Annotated in this window: 20 protein-coding genes and 1 pseudogene; 12 read left to right on the top strand and 9 right to left on the bottom strand. The window is 66.0% G+C overall.

Translation table 11 applies throughout. From position 1 onward, the window contains the following. Positions 1-24: 24 nt before the first annotated feature. Positions 25-927, top strand: coding sequence for an aldose 1-epimerase (locus tag QOH60_RS11415; RefSeq protein WP_526420255.1), 903 nt, complete (start codon positions 25-27; stop codon positions 925-927). 73 nt (positions 928-1,000) lie between these two features. On the opposite strand, the gene QOH60_RS11410 is transcribed toward QOH60_RS11415, so the two are convergent. From QOH60_RS11410 to dnaK, 4 genes are read right to left on the bottom strand one after another with little or no spacing between them, the layout of a single operon-like run. Then, a complete protein-coding gene (locus tag QOH60_RS11410; RefSeq protein WP_526420253.1) occupies positions 1,001-1,387 on the bottom strand; it encodes a heat shock protein transcriptional repressor HspR in 387 nt (128 codons plus the stop codon). Next, positions 1,384-2,565, bottom strand: coding sequence for a molecular chaperone DnaJ (dnaJ, locus tag QOH60_RS11405; RefSeq protein ID WP_526420251.1), 1,182 nt, complete (start codon positions 2,563-2,565; stop codon positions 1,384-1,386). The genes QOH60_RS11410 and dnaJ overlap by 4 nt, the downstream gene beginning before the upstream one ends. 23 nt (positions 2,566-2,588) lie before the next feature. Further along, positions 2,589-3,200 (bottom strand): nucleotide exchange factor GrpE, encoded by a 612-nt coding sequence (gene grpE, locus QOH60_RS11400; RefSeq protein WP_526420249.1) that lies wholly within the window; start codon positions 3,198-3,200, stop codon positions 2,589-2,591. Further along, on the bottom strand, positions 3,197-5,053 hold the full coding sequence (gene dnaK, locus QOH60_RS11395; RefSeq protein WP_526420247.1) for a molecular chaperone DnaK: 1,857 nt from the start codon (positions 5,051-5,053) through the stop codon (positions 3,197-3,199). Before dnaK ends, grpE begins: the two co-directional genes overlap by 4 nt. 279 nt (positions 5,054-5,332) lie before the next feature. Here dnaK and QOH60_RS11390 point away from each other — a divergent pair, with 279 nt between their 5' ends. Continuing rightward, a complete protein-coding gene (locus QOH60_RS11390; RefSeq protein WP_526420245.1) occupies positions 5,333-6,202 on the top strand; it encodes an alpha/beta fold hydrolase in 870 nt (289 codons plus the stop codon). A gap of 9 nt (positions 6,203-6,211) precedes the next feature. Here the strand turns inward: QOH60_RS11390 and QOH60_RS11385 are convergent, their stop codons facing one another. Further along, the gene (locus QOH60_RS11385) at positions 6,212-7,045 is read right to left on the bottom strand and encodes a hypothetical protein (protein WP_526420312.1); all 834 of its coding nucleotides are present in this window, start codon (positions 7,043-7,045) and stop codon (positions 6,212-6,214) included. A 183-nt stretch (positions 7,046-7,228) separates the two neighbouring features. Between QOH60_RS11385 and QOH60_RS11380 the strand changes: the two genes are divergently transcribed. Then, the gene (locus QOH60_RS11380) at positions 7,229-7,930 is read left to right on the top strand and encodes a DUF899 family protein (protein WP_526420243.1); all 702 of its coding nucleotides are present in this window, start codon (positions 7,229-7,231) and stop codon (positions 7,928-7,930) included. On the opposite strand, the gene QOH60_RS11375 is transcribed toward QOH60_RS11380, so the two are convergent. Then, positions 7,927-9,231 carry a cytochrome P450 gene (locus QOH60_RS11375; protein WP_526420241.1) on the bottom strand — a complete coding sequence of 435 codons (1,305 nt, stop codon included), beginning with the start codon at positions 9,229-9,231 and terminating at the stop codon, positions 7,927-7,929. The genes QOH60_RS11380 and QOH60_RS11375 overlap by 4 nt on opposite strands. Before the next feature lie 65 nt (positions 9,232-9,296). On the opposite strand from QOH60_RS11375, the gene QOH60_RS11370 reads away from it, so the two are divergent. The 4 genes from QOH60_RS11370 to QOH60_RS11355 are packed head-to-tail and all read left to right on the top strand — an operon-like array spanning position 9,297 to position 11,681. Beyond that, on the top strand, positions 9,297-10,040 hold the full coding sequence (locus QOH60_RS11370) for a MerR family transcriptional regulator (protein ID WP_526420239.1): 744 nt from the start codon (positions 9,297-9,299) through the stop codon (positions 10,038-10,040). Between the two features lie 4 nt (positions 10,041-10,044). Continuing rightward, positions 10,045-10,761, top strand: a complete 717-nt coding sequence (locus QOH60_RS11365) for an oxygen-binding di-iron domain-containing protein (protein ID WP_526420237.1) — start codon at positions 10,045-10,047, stop codon at positions 10,759-10,761. Next, positions 10,758-11,141 (top strand): hypothetical protein, encoded by a 384-nt coding sequence (locus QOH60_RS11360; protein WP_526420235.1) that lies wholly within the window; start codon positions 10,758-10,760, stop codon positions 11,139-11,141. The genes QOH60_RS11365 and QOH60_RS11360 overlap by 4 nt, the downstream gene beginning before the upstream one ends. A gap of 36 nt (positions 11,142-11,177) precedes the next feature. Next, positions 11,178-11,681 (top strand): hypothetical protein, encoded by a 504-nt coding sequence (locus tag QOH60_RS11355; protein WP_526420233.1) that lies wholly within the window; start codon positions 11,178-11,180, stop codon positions 11,679-11,681. A 35-nt stretch (positions 11,682-11,716) separates the two neighbouring features. Here the strand turns inward: QOH60_RS11355 and QOH60_RS11350 are convergent, their stop codons facing one another. Then, entirely contained in the window at positions 11,717-12,151 is a 435-nt protein-coding gene (locus QOH60_RS11350) for a hypothetical protein (RefSeq protein WP_526420231.1), read from the bottom strand. 68 nt (positions 12,152-12,219) lie between these two features. Between QOH60_RS11350 and QOH60_RS11345 the strand changes: the two genes are divergently transcribed. Next, a complete protein-coding gene (locus QOH60_RS11345) occupies positions 12,220-12,429 on the top strand; it encodes a hypothetical protein (protein WP_526420229.1) in 210 nt (69 codons plus the stop codon). 54 nt (positions 12,430-12,483) lie between these two features. Next, positions 12,484-13,032: a hypothetical protein gene (locus QOH60_RS11340; protein WP_526420227.1), complete on the top strand. Its 549-nt coding sequence runs from the start codon at positions 12,484-12,486 to the stop codon at positions 13,030-13,032. Positions 13,033-13,052: 20 nt separating this feature from the next. Here QOH60_RS11340 and QOH60_RS11335 read toward each other — a convergent pair. Then, positions 13,053-13,193: pseudogene (locus tag QOH60_RS11335) on the bottom strand (hypothetical protein); the annotation flags it as partial. A 204-nt stretch (positions 13,194-13,397) separates the two neighbouring features. On the opposite strand from QOH60_RS11335, the gene QOH60_RS11330 reads away from it, so the two are divergent. From QOH60_RS11330 to QOH60_RS11320, 3 genes are read left to right on the top strand one after another with little or no spacing between them, the layout of a single operon-like run. After that, on the top strand, positions 13,398-14,753 hold the full coding sequence (locus tag QOH60_RS11330) for a sensor domain-containing protein (protein WP_526420225.1): 1,356 nt from the start codon (positions 13,398-13,400) through the stop codon (positions 14,751-14,753). A gap of 18 nt (positions 14,754-14,771) precedes the next feature. Further along, the gene (locus QOH60_RS11325) at positions 14,772-16,172 is read left to right on the top strand and encodes a sensor domain-containing protein (RefSeq protein ID WP_526420223.1); all 1,401 of its coding nucleotides are present in this window, start codon (positions 14,772-14,774) and stop codon (positions 16,170-16,172) included. An 18-nt stretch (positions 16,173-16,190) separates the two neighbouring features. Continuing rightward, the gene (locus tag QOH60_RS11320; RefSeq protein WP_526420221.1) at positions 16,191-17,561 is read left to right on the top strand and encodes a sensor domain-containing protein; all 1,371 of its coding nucleotides are present in this window, start codon (positions 16,191-16,193) and stop codon (positions 17,559-17,561) included. 12 nt (positions 17,562-17,573) lie between these two features. On the opposite strand, the gene QOH60_RS11315 is transcribed toward QOH60_RS11320, so the two are convergent. Beyond that, positions 17,574-18,821: P-loop NTPase family protein (locus QOH60_RS11315; protein WP_526420219.1), on the bottom strand; the 1,248-nt coding region annotated here is incomplete at its 5' end.

Raw genomic sequence — 18,821 nt, 5'->3', positions numbered from 1 at the left:
GTGCATCTATGGCACAATCCGACGATGGCCCAGTTGGAGACTGTCACGCTCAACGATCCGTCGTCCGCGCTGACCGCCACCTATGTGCCGGGCGCCGGCATGGTAGCCACTTCGCTGTCAGACGACGGCGTCGAGCTGCTCGGCCAGCGGCGCGGCCTGCACGCGTACATGACCACCGGCAGGACGATGGGCATCCCGATCCTCTATCCGTGGGCAAACCGGTTGAGCGCCAACACGTATGGCGTCGGTAAGGCGGCCGTGACGTTGACGCCCGGCATCGGCGGGGTGCGCACTGACCAGCACGGCGTGGTCATCCACGGCATCCTCGCCGCATACGAGGGCTGGCAGGTCACCGAACACACCGGGAACCGGCTCACCGCGGAGGTCGATTACGCCGGCACTCCGCGGCTGCTGGTGAGCTTCCCGTTCCCACACGCGTTAAGCATGGACGTCACCCTGGCCGATCGGACGCTGACCGTGAAGACGACGGTGACGCCGATGACGAAAGCCGACGTACCGTTGTGTTTCGGCTTCCATCCCTATCTTCGGATCCCTGACGTGCCGCGGCGAGAATGGCAGATGGAGCTGCCTTCGATGCGCTTCTGTCCGGTCAACTCGTGGATGATTCCTACCGGCGAGACCGAGGACCACGCCGCGACGACGGAGACACTCGGCGCCAGGTATTTCGACGAAAGCTACGACGAGGTCAAGCCCGGGTCTGTCTTCGCGATCTCCGGTGGCGACCGCCGCATCGAGGCGCATTTCGACCAGGGTTACAGTGCGGCGCAAGTGTTTTCGCCTAGCGACGACGAGGTGATCTGCTTCGAGCCGATGTGCGCGCCCACCGACTCGTTGCGCCGCGGCACGTATCGCGTTGCCACCCAGGGCGAGCCCGCGACTGCGACATTCTCAATCCACGCCAGCTAACAGGAGCGCTCATCGGTGTTGTCCGCTCTTCGCGCGAGCGCTCATCGGTGCTGTCCGCTCTTCGCGCGAGCGCTCATCGGCCCCGCGAGCGGCGCGGTTGCCTCGGCTCCCACACCACAATCGCCGTGGACTTCGGCACGACTGCGACATCGCGACGCTGATTGCCGCGCAGCTGTTCGACTTCCTCGCTGAGTTCGCGCAACCGCGCTTGCAGGGCCTCGACCTGATTGGTCAACTCGATGATGCGTTTGATGCCAGCGAGGTTGACCCCGTCGTCCTGGGACAACCGCTGCACCTCGCGCAGCAGGTCGACGTCGCGTTGCGAATAGCGCCGGCCACCGCCGGTGCTGCGCCGCGGCGTGACGAGGCCGAGCCGGTCATACGTGCGCAGGGTCTGCGCGTGCATGCCGGCCAGCTGCGCGGCCACCGAGATCAAGAAGGTGTGGGTGTCGTCGCTCATCGGGACCCCGCCCAGCCGCCCCTCGGATCAAAGCCGCTGGCCTTCTCGGAGGCGGCGTACTTCTCCAGCGCCTCCAGTGCTGCACCCTCGAGGTTGGGCGGCACCGCGACCTTGACGGTGACCAACAAGTCACCGCTTGCACCGTCCCGCTTGGGCACTCCCCTGCCACGCACGCGCAGGATGCGCCCGTCGGCGGTCCCCTTCGGCACCCGCACATTGACCTTGCCGTCCAGTGTCGGGACAGAAAGCGTTGTGCCCAAGGCTAATTCGGTGAAGCTCACCGGAACGTTGACCGTCAGGTTCTCGCCGTCGCGGCCGAAGACGTTGTCCGGCTTCACATGAACGGTGACGTAGAGGTCACCCGAGGGCGCCCCGCGCAGACCCGCCTCGCCCTGACCGGGCAGCCGGATTCTCTGGCCGTCCTGCACGCCCGGAGGTATCCGCACGTTGATCGTGCGGGTGCGGGTGGCCACGCCAGTGCCTTTGCACTCGGGGCATGGGTGCTCGATGATCGAACCCGTCCCGCGACAATCGGTACAGGGCTCGGAGAACCCGAACGCGCCCTGATTGCGGCTGATCACTCCCGAGCCGTTGCAGGTGGTGCAGATCTTCGGGCTGGTACCTGGACGCGCGCCGCTGCCGTGACAGTTCGTGCAGGGCGCTGGGCTGGTGAGCCGCAGCGGCATCTCCACGCCCTTGGTGGCCTCGATGAAGTCCAGCTCGGCCTCGGTCTCGAGGTCGTTGCCCCGCCGAGGACGGCTGGGCCGCGGCTGTTGCGCACCCCTGCCGAACAGCCCTCCGAAGAGGTCACCGATGTTCGCGCCGCCGGTCTGGCCCGCGGAGTCGAACAGGTCGTTGAGGTTGAACTCCGCGCCGTCGCCGGCGCCGCCGAACCCGCCGAAGTTGCCCCCAGAGAAGCGCCGTCGGCCGAAGCCGCCCTCGGCGAACAGCCGCCGGGTCTCGTCGTACTCTTTGCGCTTGGCTTCGTCCGAGAGCACGCTGTAGGCCTCCGACACGGCCTTGAAGCGTTCGGCAGCCGTCGGGTTGTCCGGGTTCTTGTCGGGATGCAGCTCGGAAGCCAGCTTGCGGTATGCGCTCTTGATCTCGGCCGGCTTAGCGTCAGAGGAGACGCCCAGCTCCTTGTAGAAGTCTTTCTCGACCCATTCGCGTTGGGCCATGGCGCGTCACCCCCTTCTGCGGGTCAGTTGGTTGATTCTTCTGATTCTGGTGTGTTTTCGGGATTCGCGTCGGGTTCTTGCGGCTCATCGACGGTGTCCACTACGCCGACAAGAGCATTACGCAGGATCTGGTCGCCCAGCCGGTAGCCGCGCCGCATGACGCTGCCTACAACAGGCTTGGTGCCATCGCCCTCGTGGATGACGGCTTCGTGCAGAGACGGATCGAATTCGTCTCCCTCGGTGGCGAACGCCTCGAGCCCGAGGCCCTCCAGCGCGGTGGTCAGCTTGTCTGCCACCGACTTCAACGGCCCCGCCTCGAGATCGCCGTGGCTGCGCGCGCGATCGAAATCGTCAAGCACACCGAGCAACTGCACAACTACGGACGCCTTCGCGCGCTCGGCGGCAAGCTGCTCCTGGCGGATCGAGCGCTTTCGGTAGTTGTCGTACTCCGCCTTGACCCGCTGCAGCGTGGCCTTCAGGTCCGCTACTTCCTCAGTCTCGACGGGCGAGGGCCCCGGAGCCGGCCCGCTTGGGGCCGGCCTCGGGGCGCCTTCCCGCACAGCGCCGGTTTCGGGGTCGATGCGGCGCTTGTCGGTGACGACGACGGGTTCGTGAGCAGGATCGCCCGAACTCACTTGTTCTCCTCCGCCTCGTCGACGACCTCAGCGTCCACCACATCATCGGAACCGGAAGTGCTTCCGGTGGCGTTGCCGCCCGCGTTCTGGTCTGCCTGGGTGGCCTCATAGATGGCCTGCCCCAGCGCCTGCGACTCCTGGCCGAGCTTCTCCATGGCCGACTTGATCGCGTTGATGTCGGACCCACCGAGTGCCGTCTTGGCCTCAGCCACGGCGGCTTCGACCTTGTTGAGCGTGTCCTCGGGAACCTTCGACCCGCCTTCGGCCTCACGCTGTTCGTTGACGAACTTCTCCGTCTGGTAGACCAGCGTTTCGGCCTGGTTGCGGACGTCGGCCTCCTCGCGACGCTTACGGTCCTCATCGGCATGCGCCTCGGCGTCCTTGACCATCCGGTCGATCTCCTCCTTGGAGATGCCGGAGCCCTCCTGGATACGGATCGTGTTCTCCTTGCCAGTGCCCTTGTCCTTGGCGGTGACGTGCACGATGCCGTTGGCGTCGATGTCGAACGTGACCTCGATCTGCGGCACACCACGGGGCGCCGGCGCGATGCCGGTCAGCTCGAAGCTGCCGAGCAGTTTGTTGGCCGAAGCCATTTCGCGCTCACCCTGATAGACCTGGATCTGCACGGACGGCTGGTTGTCGTCGGCCGTGGTGAAGGTCTCCGACCGCTTGGTGGGGATGGTGGTATTGCGCTCGATCAGCTTCGTCATCACGCCACCCTTGGTCTCGATACCGAGACTCAGCGGCGTAACGTCAAGCAGCAGAACGTCTTTCACCTCACCCTTGAGCACGCCGGCCTGAAGGGCAGCACCCACCGCGACGACCTCGTCGGGGTTCACACCCTTGTTGGGCTCCTTGCCGCCGGTCATTTCCTTGACCAGGTCGCTCACCGCAGGCATCCGCGTCGACCCGCCCACCAGCACCACGTGGTCGATGTCGGCCACCGAGATCCCGGCGTCGGCGATCACCGACTGGAACGGCTTGCGGGTGCGGTCGAGCAGGTCCTGCGTGATGCGCTGGAACTCCGCGCGCGTGAGCTGCTCGTCGAGGAACAGCGGGTTCTTGTCCGCGTCGACAGTGATGTAGGGCAGGTTGATCGAGGTGCTCTGCGAACTCGAGAGCTCGATCTTGGCCTTCTCAGCGGCCTCGCGCAGCCGCTGCATCGCCATCTTGTCCTTGGTCAGGTCGATGCCGCTAGTGCCGCGGAACTTTTCGACCAGCCATTCGACGATGCGGTCATCCCAGTCGTCGCCTCCGAGGTGGTTGTCGCCCGAGGTAGCCCGCACCTCGACAACGCCCTCGCCCATTTCCAGCAGCGAGACGTCAAAGGTGCCGCCACCGAGGTCGAAGACCAGGATTGTCTGCTCCTTGTCGGCCTTGTCCAGCCCGTAGGCCAGCGCCGCGGCGGTGGGCTCGTTGATGATGCGCAACACGTTCAGGCCGGCGATCTGACCGGCGTCCTTGGTGGCCTGGCGCTGCGCGTCGTTGAAGTACGCGGGCACCGTGATGACCGCGTCGGCGATGTCCTCACCGAGATAGCTCTCGGCGTCGCGCTTGAGCTTCATCAAGATGCGCGCGCTGATCTCGGGCGCGGTGTAGTTCTTGCCGTCGATTTCGATCGACCAGTCCGTGCCCATCTGGCGCTTGACCGACCGGATGGTGCGGTCGACGTTGGTGACCGCCTGGTTCTTGGCCGGCTGGCCCACCAGAACCTCACCGTTGCGTGCGAACGCGACGACCGACGGTGTGGTGCGCGATCCCTCGGAATTCGCGACGACGACGGGGTCGCCACCTTCCAGGACCGCGACGACAGAGTTGGTGGTCCCGAGGTCGATTCCGACCGCACGAGCCATGGTTGTTTCCTCCTGCTTGGTGTACTACGTATTTTTTGGTGCTGGGTCTAATGAGCGAACCAGGCTCAAGTCTGCTCCGAGGGCCGAGCCTCCGTCAAGCCGTAGTTGAGCCTAGATCACTCAAGTTGTCGAACATGCCAACGGGGTGCGTGGCGATTTTGTTCCCGTCGCTGCCCGGCTTCAATCGGCCGACGGCGCGCGCTGCCGCACGCTCGAGGCACGGAAACGTCCACGTGCATTCGCGCCCGTGAACGCTGGCGTGTGTGACAAGTTTTGCTGGTGACGATTGCAAACTCCGCGGACCACGTCGTCCGACTGCACGGCGGTCGGCTGTTGAGCTACGCGGAGTACGGCGACCCAAGCGGGTTCCCCGTCGTCAGCGCGCACGGGGGCTTGGCCTGCCGGCTCGACGTTGCCGCGGCCGCGGGCGTCGCTCACGACACCGGTGTTCGCCTTATCTCTCCCGATCGGCCCGGCGTCGGCCGGTCCGACGCGCAGCACGGCCGCACCATTTTGGGCTGGGCCCGCGACGTCGAGGAGCTGCTCGACCAACTCGGCGTCGAACGGTTTGCCGCGATGGGCTGGTCCTTGGGCGGCCAGTACGCGGCAGCGGTCGGGTACGCCCTGTGGCCGCGGGTGACCCGCGTTGCGATCATCGCTGGGGCGCTGCCACTCACAGAGCCGGGAGTTTTCGAATGTCTGCCCGCGGTCGACCGCTTCTTCTGCAGAATTTCGCAGCGCGCGCCGTGGGTGGCGCGGCAATGCTTCCGGGTAATGCGAATTGGCGTGGGCTGGGCACCCACGCTGTACGGCCGTCTGGCCGCACGCGATCTCGGCGCGGCGGACGCGGCCGTGATCCGGGAAGAAGGCTACGCGAGCTTCTCACGCATGTGCCACGAAGCACTGCGGCAACCCGACGGCATGACAGAGGAGTACCGGGTGATGACCGCGCCGTGGGAATTCGCGCCCGAGGATCTCGAAGTGCCAGCGGACGTCTGGGGCGGAACAGAGGATCAATACGTACCGGCGGCCTGGCCTGCCGAACTCGCTCGCCGCATACCAGACGCGGTCCTGCATATGCGCCCCGGCGGCCATTTCCTGGCGCACCTGTATTACCGGGAGATTTTTGACGCGCTCCGAGCGCGGTGACGTCGCGCGTCAGGCGTTCGCCGCGTCGACTTTCTCCGGCAGTCGCCTCCGGCCACCGTCCGCATCGGGGTAGATGACGTGCAGTCCGCGGCGCGAGACGATGAATACTGCCAACGCAGTGCCGACGACCCACACCCCGAACGCGATGCCGATGTGGATGGCCCCGCGGCTTTCGCGGCCCAGGATCGGGCCGATGGCGGCGGGAACCTCGCGCCACAGAAACTTGTGCTCGATGCCGCCAGTTGGATCCGCGATGTAGTAGAGCGCGTACGGCAGGACGAGGTGCGAGACCCACACACTCGTGATGCCGATCCGTCGGCGCTCGCGCCAGCGATAAATCAGCGGCACCGTCGCGACCGGGAGAAGGACCGACACCAGATTCCCCACGCCGAGCCACGACACAATCGGGACCGCGACGTTGGGAATCGTGACGGCAAGGCGCCCCGGATGCTCCAGCCACAGCGTCAACCCGGCAGCGACCAACAATGTGGGCAGCCCGACGATCACCAGCAGCGCGAGATTCTTCACCAGCAGAATGCGCCAGAGGGGAACCCCGTTGCCGAGCGCCTTGCCCACCCGAATGTGGTCGACGCCAAGCAGATTGGTGGTGGTGACGTCGGAGAGGATGAACGACGAGAAATACGTGCCCACCAGGACCACCCAATCCTGATGACGATGCTGGTGCAGTGGTTGAACGAGGAGCCACATCAGGGCCAGGAAGAAGTTGACGACGACGCCCGACAACCAGTATCGCGGCGCCGTGAAGGCCCAGCGAACTTCGGCCACCACGGCCGACCCCAACCTGCGAAACAATGCAGCTCCCCTGGCTCGAACGGGCCGCAGTAAACTTCCAGGAATAGTAGAGGAATCAGCTGTGAGAAGCCTGCCAGATCGCGTGGGCGCGGCTAACCCGTCGGCGTTAGCCGCACCTTAAGTTGTTTCAGCCCACACAGATTCGGGTTACCCCAGTCATCGCCGATGATTTTGTACCGCGACAGAGGTCTGTTCTTTGTCGAAAGGAAAAATATGGCTACCGATCCGACTCTGGTACCGGCAATTGAGTTGGCCAACAAGAACCCGGCACACTTCCCCAACGAGACCGACGAATACCGTCGGGCGCGCACTGCTCTGCTCGCCGAGGAAATCGAGCTGCGCCGCCACCTCGCTCGGGTCGCGGAGCAACGGCGATCGCTTCCCCCGGGCGGCCAGGTGGCAGCGGACTACCGCTTCGATAGCCCGCAAGGCCCGGTAGGTCTTGCTGACCTGTTCGGCGACAAAGACACTCTGGTCGTCTACAGCTTCATGTACGGGCCAGATCGTGAGCAGGCCTGCCCGATGTGTACGGCTCAGATGAGTTCCTGGGACGGCGAGGCGCCCAACATCGAGCAACGCGTTGCGTTCGCGATGGTCGCCCGCTCGCCAATCGAGCGCATCGTGGATTTCGCGGCGCAGCGCGGCTGGAAGAATTTGAAGCTGTACTCGGACCCCAGCGGCGAGTTCACCCGCGACTACGTCAGTGCCGAGGATGCCGACATGGCCAGTTACACGGTGTTTACCCGCGCCGGCGGACCCATCAGGCACTTTTACACCACCGAAGGCGGATTCGAGATTGCCGATCCCGGCCAGGATCCGCATAACGCACCCGACATGAACCCGCTGTGGATCATTCTCGACACCACGCCCGAAGGGCGGGGAACGGACTGGTACCCCAAGCTCGACTACAGCTAGCCGGCCCGCGGCGTCAGACGCACGTTAAGTCGTTTCAAGCCACGCAGATTCGGGTTCCTCGACCACACCGGAGCGCCGGTGACCTCGATGCGGTCCACGTTGGCGACGATTTCCCGCAACACCGCCTGCGCCTCCATGCGGGCCAGCGGTGCGCCGAGGCAGAGGTGGATTCCGGACCCGAATGCGAGGTGGCCCACCGGATTGCGGTCGGCGCGGTAGGTGTCCGGGTCGTCGTACTCCCGGGAATCCCGGTTGGCGGCGCCCCAGATCAGCAACACACGCGCGCCGGCCGGGATCGTCGCATCGCCCACGAAATAGTCCGCGCGAGCCGTCCGGAAGAAGCTCTGGATCGGCGAACCGTAGCGCAGCTGTTCCTCGATCGCCGATCCGATGAGGTCGGGCCGATCCCGCAGCAGCGCAAGCTGATCGGGGCGCTGGGCCAGAGTCAGGAACAAGGTGCTGAGCAGGTTGGTCGTGGTCTCGTTGCCTGCGAGTAGCAGGAGCACAGCGAAGAAGAACAGCTCATCGCTGCTGAATTCCCCGGTGTCTGCGTGCTGGACCAACCCGCCGAGCATGGTGTCGGCGCTCAGCATCTCCCCCGCATCCAGCCGGTCGGTGAAGAACGCATGCAGGTGGCGGAACCCGCTGAGCGCGGGCACCAACTGCATGAGGCCTTGGCGGGACAAGTTGATGTTCGCGACGTGCACCGTTTCGTTGGACCACCGCCGGAACGCCGACTCGTCCTCGGTGGGCACGCCCATGATGTGTGTGATCATCCGCATTGGCATTGGCCCCGCCAGCGTGCTGACGAGGTCGGCGCCCGGCCGCGCGATCAGCTCCGAAACCATTTCGCACGCAAGCGTGTCCACCATTGGGCGCCAGGACTCGAGCGATCCGCGGGTGAATCCGGGCTGAACCTGCTTGCGCATTCGCGTGTGCGCCGGGCGGTCGGTCATGAGAAGCACCGGCAACTCGAAACGGCCGAGCGTCACCCCCTCGGCACTGGAGAGAATGTCGTCGGCGCGGGTGGCGGCGCGCACGTCGGCGTAGCGGCTGAGGATGAACATTCCCCACTTCGGGTTGTAGTGCACCGGACCGCTGGCGAGCAGTTCCCGATACCGGGGATAAGGGTCGGCGGCGGTCGCCGGATCGAACGGGTTGAAGTCAGTCAGCTGCACGCCGGGCGGAACGGGCCTGCGGGCGACCTTCGACTGCGCCAGATCAGCGATGTTGGACGCCAGCGACTTCACCACGATGGGGCCGTACTTCCTCGCGAGCCGAACGTCGCTCTTCAGGGTCATGGCACTCCCGTCAACCGTTACGTAAGAAAACGTAACAGTCCGATATGCAATACTCAATCTCCAGGATGACCACGATGGAATTGACGATCGACCAGCTGGCGCAACGCTGCGGGATGACCGGACGCAACATTCGTCAGTGGCAGACGTACGGCCTGATCCCGCCACCGCTGCGACGCGGCCGCGTCGGCATCTACACCGAGGATCACTTGGCTCGCATCAACCGCGTCAAAGAGCTACGGGCACAAGGATTTCCGCTCGATCTGATCAGGCGCGTGCTGGCGATGCCGGACATGGACGTCGAGGCCGACGTGCGTGCCCTTGCTGCCGGTGCGCTCGCTCCGTTCGCCGACGCCGAGCGCGTCAAGCGCACCGGAGCCGAGCTGGCTGCGAGGTTCGGCGACGGCATCGCAGGCCATCTCGAGGAGGCTGGTCTGGCCGAACCGGCGGCCGAGGGCTACCTGGTGGACGCGGCGGCTCTGGCGTTCATCGAAGCCGTGGAGTCGGCCGGAGTGCCGGCCCCCGCATTCGTGGCGACCTTGGCCAAGGCCCACGATCACCATCGAGCGATCGCGGCGCTGCTGCTCGAATCCGCACGCGACGAGGTGTGGCGGCCGTTCATCGACGCGGGGATGCCGTCGACCAGGTGGCGTGAACTGGCCGACACCGTCGACCGGCTCAGGCAGGTCGGTATGTCGGCCCAGTCGTATATGTTTGCGCGCGCGCTCGACGAGGTGATGACCGGCGTGCTCGTCGAGGAGGCCGGCAGGCTGAAAAAGGCTGCGCAGCAATCGTCGCCGAGAGGAGAGTAGCCCGATGGAAACGACAATCGACGAGGTCGCCCCGAACATCTTCCGGCTCTCGACCTGGAACCCCGGCATCACCGCCGAGGGGTTCACGTTCAACCAGTTCCTGCTCACCGGAGAGGAGCCGTTCCTCTTCCATACCGGGATGCGGCAGCTGTTTCCGGTCGTCTCAGAGGCGATCGCCCGGCTGATACCGCTGGAGACACTGCGGTGGATCTCCTTCGGGCACCTCGAGGCTGACGAATGTGGCGCCGTCAATCAGATGCTGGCCGCGGCACCTCACGCCGAGGTGATCCACGGGCCTCTGGCCTGCATGCTCTCGCTGACCGACATCTGCGATCGGCTGCCTGTGGTCGCAAGTGAAGACGACGTCCACGACACCGGTGGGCACCGACTGCGGTTCATCGGCACCCCGCACATCCCGCATAACTGGGAGGCCGGCATCTGGTACGACGAGGAAACCCGCACCCTGCTCGCGGGAGATCTGTTCACCCACGTCGGCAACCCGCCGGCCCTCGTCAATACCGATCTCGTGGAGCCCGCGGTGGTTGCCGAGGAGATCTTCCACGCGACCGGCCTGACACCATCCCTGGTTCCGACGCTGCATCGTCTTGCCGAGCTGGAGCCCACCACATTGGCAGTGATGCACGGCTCGTCGTTCAGCGGGGACGGGGGTGCGCAACTGCGGGGGCTCGCCGCCGGATATGCGACGATGCTGGCTCAGTGAACGATGACCCCGACGATGAAACCCCCGCCGACCAGCCCTGGTATCAGACCACGGCCGCGATCGGTGCGGCCGGTGTGCTGGGGGTCGCGGCCGTCATCGCGCTGGTGTATGCCGTCGTCCAGACGGCCGACCACTCCACCCGCCCGGGTCGCAGCTACGAGTCGGTGTTGACGACGAGCACCCCAACCTCGCGAACACCCACGACGACGACAACCACCACCACGACCACGACCCCGACCACCACGACGTCCGAGACGACGACCACCGAAACCACCACCACCACAACTAGGCCACCGCCGCCACCGACCACTCGGCGCCCGAGTACGACGACGAGCACCGGGTTCCGGGCAACCCCGGGGCAAATACCCGGGCTACCTTGAGCCGCTAGCGAGGGCAAAGGGCCGTACCATCCCTGAATGGCGGCAACCGAGCCGCCGGGCGACTTCGACTACCTGTGGGAGGACCTCGGCGAGGCCGAAGAGAATGCCGGGTTCGACGACTACGACGACCCGCCTTTTCCTTTCCGCGCACATCGGCCCACGCCCGAGCCGTGGTATCGCGCGACGCCGGCGATGCTGGCGATGGGTGCGATCGCAGTCGCGGTGGTCGCGATCATCGTGGCGGCCGTACTCCTGGTCTCCCGCGACGCCCGCGGCCGATCGAAAGTCGAGCCGACGATCGCGATCCCGTCGTCTTCGTCGTCGCCCACGACGACGTCGGCAATTGTCGCGACACCCCCGCCCAGTCCGCCGCCGCCCCCACCGAGTCCGACCGAGGCCATCGCTGTCGCGCCGGTGCCGGTCACACCGCGCGAACAGGCCCCGGCCAAACCGCCCGAGATCGGGGTGACGCGGACCCCGGTCACCCGCTCGCCGATCAGCGTGCGGCCGGAGCCGCGGCCGGCACAGCCGCACCGCTGAGCATTCTCGGCGGCTACCATCACGCCCGTGTCCAGCTACGTCCCGCCACCCGATCCTGACGAGCAACCGACAGAGTTGATCGACATCGGCCAGCCGCCCGGCGCGCCGGTCACGCCGTGGTACCTCAGGAGATGGGCGCTGGTGATGTACGGCGCGATCGGCGGGTTCCTCTTCGCGACCGTCATCTTCCTGATCTTCGGCGGATCGAACTCCAACACCAGCGGGCCGATCAGCCCGATTCCCTCCACATCGCGGTCCAGCACAACCACAACGACGTCGCCCTCGACATCCACCACCACAGAGACCACGACCACCACGACGAGCTCTTCGCCGACCACCACGACGTCGCCGTCAACGGATACCAGCACTAGTACCAGCACCTCGACGAGCACCAGCACGAGCACCTCGACGAGCACGAGCACCGTGACCGTCCAGCCACCACCCCCGTGATTCGCCGCGCGTTCGCGCACGACGCGCTGGTCCGCCGCGGTGGCCGTTGGCCCCGCACCACACCTCGGCGACTGATGAGGGCGATGCCGTGGCACTGCGAATTCTGTTCGCGGCCTACGCAGATGACGAAGACCGGGTGCGCGCGCCGATCGATCAGGCGTTGATGACCGGGGCGTTGACCGGGCCCGACGGCCGCGAGTCGGCATGGGTTCTCGAATCCTCCGGCGCGAGCCCGGTGCGGCCCGACGAGGCTGATCACAGCGCCCGGCTGACGCAGGATTGCCCGCAAAGCCCCTGAGCATTGCTTTCCTCATAAATCGCGGGCAAAAGCAAACGGTCGTACTATCCGCTGATGACCGTAAGCGATGAACCGCGCCCAGAATCCGCCACATGGATCGCGTCCACGCCCGGTAGAGCGGCGATCGGCGCGATCAGCCTCGGCGTGCTCGCGATCCTCACGGCGGGAGTACTGCTGCTGGCACAGCATGCGCACGAAGCCGACAGCGCCAAACAGGCAGCGAGCTCGCAGCCGGCGGCAGCTCCGCCGGAGCAATCGGCTCCGTCGCCGCCGTCGGCTTCCCCCAGCCCGCCGTCGGCGCCGCCCAGCCCGCCGTTGGCCAGCGCTGCGCCACCCCCAGCTGCCCCGCCCCGGGCGCCGGTGGCGGCCGCGCCGAAGCCGACCTACCGGCCGACCGCGGCTCCCGCGGCTCCTGCGACGAACACGGCTGCTCCAGCCGCCCCGGCTCCGACGGCGGCTTCTGCGGCGCCGCAGGCCAGCGCGACCGAAGCGCCGCCGGCCGCGGAAGCGACGTCGACCCCGCCGAAGGAGTCGTTCAACATCACGCGCACGCCGAACATGGTGGCGTCCCCGACGGTCAAGGCGTCACCCGCCGGCTCCTGACCCTCAGGGCGCACCCGAGGTCAGCGACCGGGTGTCGCCGCGTACTGCGCGACCAGAGCCTCGGCACTACGCACGGCGGCACGGCACGCGCGGGCAGTGAACGGGTCGTTGGGCGGATGCTCGGCGCGCCGGCGCCAGCGCAGATGCTGGCCCGCGACTACGACGTCGACCCGTACGGTCGCCACCCCGGCAATCAGAGCCGGCGAGGCCACCGGAGATCGAGGTCACCCGCAGGCCGATCATGCGGCAAGTCTGCTTAGAAAGTTTGCTCGACGTCGTCGCGAACGTGGGTCATTCCTCGGCGAAAGTTCTCTGATTGAGCGTAGGTTATGTTAGCCGGCCGCTGGGCCAGTGGGAGGCGTGGCGTGGGGTTGTTTGTCAGCTATTCCAGTCAGGACCGGCAGGCGGTCGACACGCTCGCGGCGGCGCTGCGGCGCACCCGCCAGCCCGTGTGGCTCGATGAACAGCTGGGCGGCGGCGACACCTGGTGGGCCACCACCCTCGAGCAGATCCGCGACTGCGACGTGTTCGTCGTCGCGCTGTCAAATCACTCGCTGAGCTCCAGACCGTGTCAGGCCGAGCTGGCCTACGCCCGCTCGCTGCGCCGACCGATCCTGCCGGTACAGATCGCCCCAGTGAACAGCATGCGGGTCAACCCGCTGGCCGAGCGGCAGTTCATCGACTACCAAAAGCCCACCGCCGACACCGGCACCGAGCTCATGTCCGTGGTGCACACCCTGGCCGAACAGGCGCCGCCGCTGCCCGACCCGCTGCCGGCCGAACCACCGATGCCTTACGCGTACCTGACGCGACTGTCCGCCAGCGTCAACGGTCCCGAACTGAACCCGCGCGAACAGATGCTGCTGGTGGCCGAACTCAAATCCAGCCTCGACGAAGACGGCGCCGACCCCACTGCCCGAAGCAACATCTCCGCTCTGCTGCACACCCTGCACGAGCGCCCCGACATCACCTGGCACACCCGCACCGACATCGACACCCTGCTCGGCGGTCCTTCCACGCCACCACGATCGATCAACAAGTGGATCGTCGGCGGCATCGCGGCCGCCGCACTTGCCACCGTGATCGCGATCGTCGGGGCCTTCGCCCTCACAGGCTCGGATTCCACACCCACCGCAACCACCGCGCCCTCGACCACATCCCCCCCGTTCGCAACACCGGCAAGCCTCGACGCGCTTCTGCTCACCGCTCAGGAAATCAACACGATCATGGCCGCCACCTTGCAGCCAGAAGAGATCGGTCATTCATTTAATGGCGTAGCAGTGGACATATCGCATCCCGATTGCCTCGGAGCGCTCTTCCCTGGCCAACAAAAGGTGTACGGGGGCAGCGGATGGACCGCCACGAGTTTCCAACCGCTGGTTTCGCCACAAACAAGCACAGGGCGCCGCGTCGCACAGGGAGTGACGAGCTTCCCGTCGGCCGACCAGGCTCGCGCGTTCTTCAATACATCGGCGAACAAGTGGAGGTCCTGCAGCGGCCAGACCGTGACAACTAATGGCACGGTGCGGTGGATTGTCGGGGAGTTCGTGGGTGACGCGACCAAGATCGCTTTGACAATTACCGTCGGCGATGCACCCCTCTTCCAGCGAGTACTGTCCGTCGTGTCGAACCTGGTCATCGACGTGATGACCGGCGGCTATCACCTCACCAGCGAAGGCAACCAGATCGCCGACCAAATCGCCACCAAAGCAACGCATTAGTACTACGGGAGGCGTTGAGTGGGGCTCTTCATCAGCTACTCCAGCCAAGATCAGGCAGCGGTTGCAACACTGGTGGCGGCGTTGCGCCGGGCCGACCTGCAAGTGTGGATTGACGAACAGCTCGGCGGCGGTGAGATGTGGTGGGCGGCCATCCTCGAGCAGATCCGCAGATGTGACGGGTTGGTGCTGGCGCTGTCGGAGCACTCGCTGAGCTCCAGGCCCTGCCGGGCCGAGTTGGCCTACGCCCAGGCGCTGCGACGACCCATCCTGCCGGTGCAGATCGGACCGATCGACGCCCGGCGCGCCAACCCGGCGCCCGATCGCCAGATCATCGACTTCCAACAGCCCACCGCTGAGGTTGGCATAACGCTGGTCGCCGCGGCAAAAACCCTCGCCACCGAGTCGCCGACGCTGCCGGACCCGCTGCCGCCCGAACCCCCGCTGCCCTACGCCTATCTGATGCAGCTGGCGGCCACGGTCAGCGGCCCAGAACTGGATCCGGGCGCACAGACGCTGTTGTTAGAGGAAATCAAGGCAGGCCTCGATGACGACGGCGCCGACCCGAGTGCCCGTCGCGACATCGCCGCCCTGCTGCGCACCCTGCACGCGCGCCCCGACATCACGTGGCGCACCCGCACCGACGTCGACGCGCTACTGGCCGGCCTCACCACCACCGGCCCGTTCCCCACGACGTCGCGATGGGCCACCAAGAAGGTCATCGCCGGCGCCGCGGCCGCACTCGCCACCGTGACCGCGATCGTTGTGGCCGTTGCCGTCACCGGTTCGGACTCCACACGGACCGCCCCCACGACAACCACATTGACCGCGACAACCACCCAATCCGCCCCCGGACCGTTCGCAACAACGGCGAGCCTCGACGCGGTCCTTCTCAACGCCCAGGAAATCAACACGATCATGGGCACCCCGTTGCAACCCGGCCCGATCGCCCATGCATTTGAGACCGCACCGGCGCCCCTGTCGAACCCTGACTGCCTCGGAGCGCTCTTCCCCGCCATGAACGAGGTATATCGGACCAGCGGATGGACCGCCATGAGTGCACAAACGATGATGCGACCGGACAGAAGAGCCTTAGTCGAACAGAACGTGACGAGATTCCCGTCGGCCGACCAGGCCAGCGCGTTTCTGAGCGCCTCGAGGCCAAAATGGAATGCGTGCAGCGGCCAGACCGTGACTGTCATGAACAACGACAAACCTCAGCGTTACACCTTCGGGACCCTCGTCGGCGATGCAACCGAGATCGCTCAGACATTGACCCTCGAAGTCAACCGCAGCGCTACTCTTCGGCGCGTGCTGCGCGCAGTGTCGAACCTGGTCATCGATGTGGGCGTGCTCGGCTACCAACTCAGCGACGAAGCCAACCAGATCACCGACGAAATCGCCGCCAAAGCACTGCACTAGGACTGCGGGAGGAGCCGAGTGAGGCTGTTCATCAGCTATTCCAGTCAGGATCGGGCTGTGGCCGAGACACTGGCGGCGACGTTGCGCCGGAACGGGCTACAGGTATGGATCGATGAACAACTCGCTGGCGGTGAGATGTGGTGGGCAGCCGTCCTTGAGCAGATCCGCGGCTGCGAGGTGTTCGCGCTCGCGCTGTCGGAGCACTCGCTGAATTCCAAACCCTGCCAAGCCGAGTTGGCCTATGCCCAAGCGCTGCGCCGACCGATCCTGCCAATGCAGATCGGCCCGATCGGCACCATGCGGGCCAACCCGGTGGCCGATCGACACATCATCGACTACCAAGAGCCCACCGCTGAGGCCGGCATCGAGTTGATCGGCGCGGTGCATTCCCTGGCCGCTCAGGCGCCACCGCTGCCCGACCCGCTGCCAGCCGAACCGCCTTTGCCGTTCGGCTACCTGATCCGGCTGGCCGCCACGGTCGACGGCCCCGAACTGGACCCACGCGAACAGACGCTGCTGCTGGCCGAGCTCAAGGCTGGCCTCGACGCCGACGGCGCCGACCCCATCGCCCGCCGCGGCATCGCCGAGCTATTACGCCGGTTGCACGACCGCCGCGACATCAACTCGAGCACCAGAACGGACGTTGGCACTCTGCTGACTGGTCTCAATACCACCGCGCCACCGGCACGATCGACTCATAAATGGGCCTTCGCCGGCGTCGCCGCCGCTGCACTCGTGGCCATCGCAACCATCATCGCTGTCGTCGCCTCAACCACCACACCCGCCGACCACACCACCTCACCTACCCCAATTCCCGCCGTGACACCCGAGCGCCTCGACGCGGTCCTGCTCACCGCCCAGGAAATCAATACGATCATGGGTTCCACCACGCTGGAACACTCCGGGTCGATTCGGCACGTGATGGGCGCCACCGCGAATGACCTCTCAAACCCGGACTGCCTCGGAGCGTTCCTCCCCGCCCAGGAAGCGGTCTATCGGGGCACCGGATACTCGGCTACGAGTTTCGAGCTGCTGGTTGATCCGACAGATCCATCCGAGCACCACGTCATCCAGACCGCGACTATTTACCCCTCGGCCGACATGGCCCGTGCGTTTGTGAACAACTCCGCGCCCAAGTGGAAGGCCTGCCGCGGTCAAACCGTAAGCATCACAATCGAAACACCTTCGCACTACACTTTCGGCGAAGTCGTCGGGAGCCCACCCCATCTCACGCAGTCGTACACCCTGGAAGGTACCGTCAGCTATACCTGTCAGCGTGTACTGCGCGCGGTTTCTAACCTGGTCATCGACGGGACGGTCTGCGGCAACCACATCAGCAACGAGGGCAATCAGATCGCCGACCAGATCGCCGCCAAGGTAGCGCAATAACCCCGCGCTGGGTCAGCGACCGGGTGCCGCCGCGTACTGCGCGACCAGAGCCTCGGCACTGCGCACGGCGGCACGGCACGCGCGGGCAGTGAACGGGTCGTTGAGCGGATGCTCGGCGCGCCGGCGCCAGCGTTGAGCGGCTGCAAACGCGGCGCGCGGTCCGTCGTACGGTGTTTCAGCAGTCAGCCCCAGCCGGCTGGCGGCGTCGGTACCGGACCCGCCGATGATCCGGCGCAACGAAGCGACTTCGGACTCGTTCAATGTCGTTGGCCGCGAACGTAACTGGCTCAGCAAGCGAAGCTCCTCGAACGCGTGCGTATCGGCGAGCAACGGGTCGATGTCGGCGATGATCGCGGCGGTCGCTGGCATGCGGTTGACCTCAACGAATCGCCGCAGCGACAGCAGCGCTGTGTGCGACTTGAGCAGGTCCGACCGCTGCGCGAACTGATGGTCGATGACGTCATGTAGCGCCACCAGCCCGCTGCGCTCGAGAAGCTCGTCGGCAAGCGCCACCGAATCGCTGATCCCCGAGCGCAGCACCGCGATCGAGATGCGGATGCCGAACATCCCGAACCGGTCCATCAGCTGACGTCGGGTGGCGACGTCCACCGGCAGTGAACTGTCTTCGCGCACAAAGCGATCCGCCGACAGCATGGCCTTGGCCATCTCGGCCGCGTCGACGCCGGCGAGCTTCTCCAGCGCAGCGAACTCGCTCTGACGCAGCGTGCGTGCGGTCAGCGCGAGAAGTCCTGACACCGGCACCACCGCCTGGCAGATGCCCGTCTTGTACATCTCGTCGGTGAACCGCTTCGCGACGTCTTTCGCCGACAACATCGCATCGATGCGCCCGGCGCCGATCTCATCGGCCCTCGAGGCCACCCCGATCACTCCCAGCGCGCCGGCCGATCCACCGACCAGTTCGCCGATCTGCTTGAGAAGCGCGATGTCTGTGGCGTTCAGCGTGCGCAGCAGGAACACGACCGCGTCTACTCGGGGCACTCCGTCGTCGGGAACCAGGAGCCGCAGCGTGCGCGCTGACACGTCGCTGTTCAGCGACGACGTACCCGGGGTGTCGATGATCGTTGCATCGATGAGTTCGTCGGCAGGCCACTCCACATCGAGATCGACGACTTCGGCGGGATCGAGGTCGTCGAAACTGAACGTCAGGCCGCCCCCACGGTTGATCGGGACGTTCGTGCGTCTGCCGCCGCGGTGATTCGCGGTGACTTTCGGTGTGGGCCCGTGCCGGAACCACGTGAC

The sequence above is a fragment of the Mycobacterium sp. genome (assembly GCF_032159765.1).
Lineage (GTDB): Bacteria > Actinomycetota > Actinomycetes > Mycobacteriales > Mycobacteriaceae > Mycobacterium.
The sequence above is the reverse complement of the archived record's forward strand: the minus strand, read 5'-3'. Positions and strand labels throughout refer to the sequence as shown.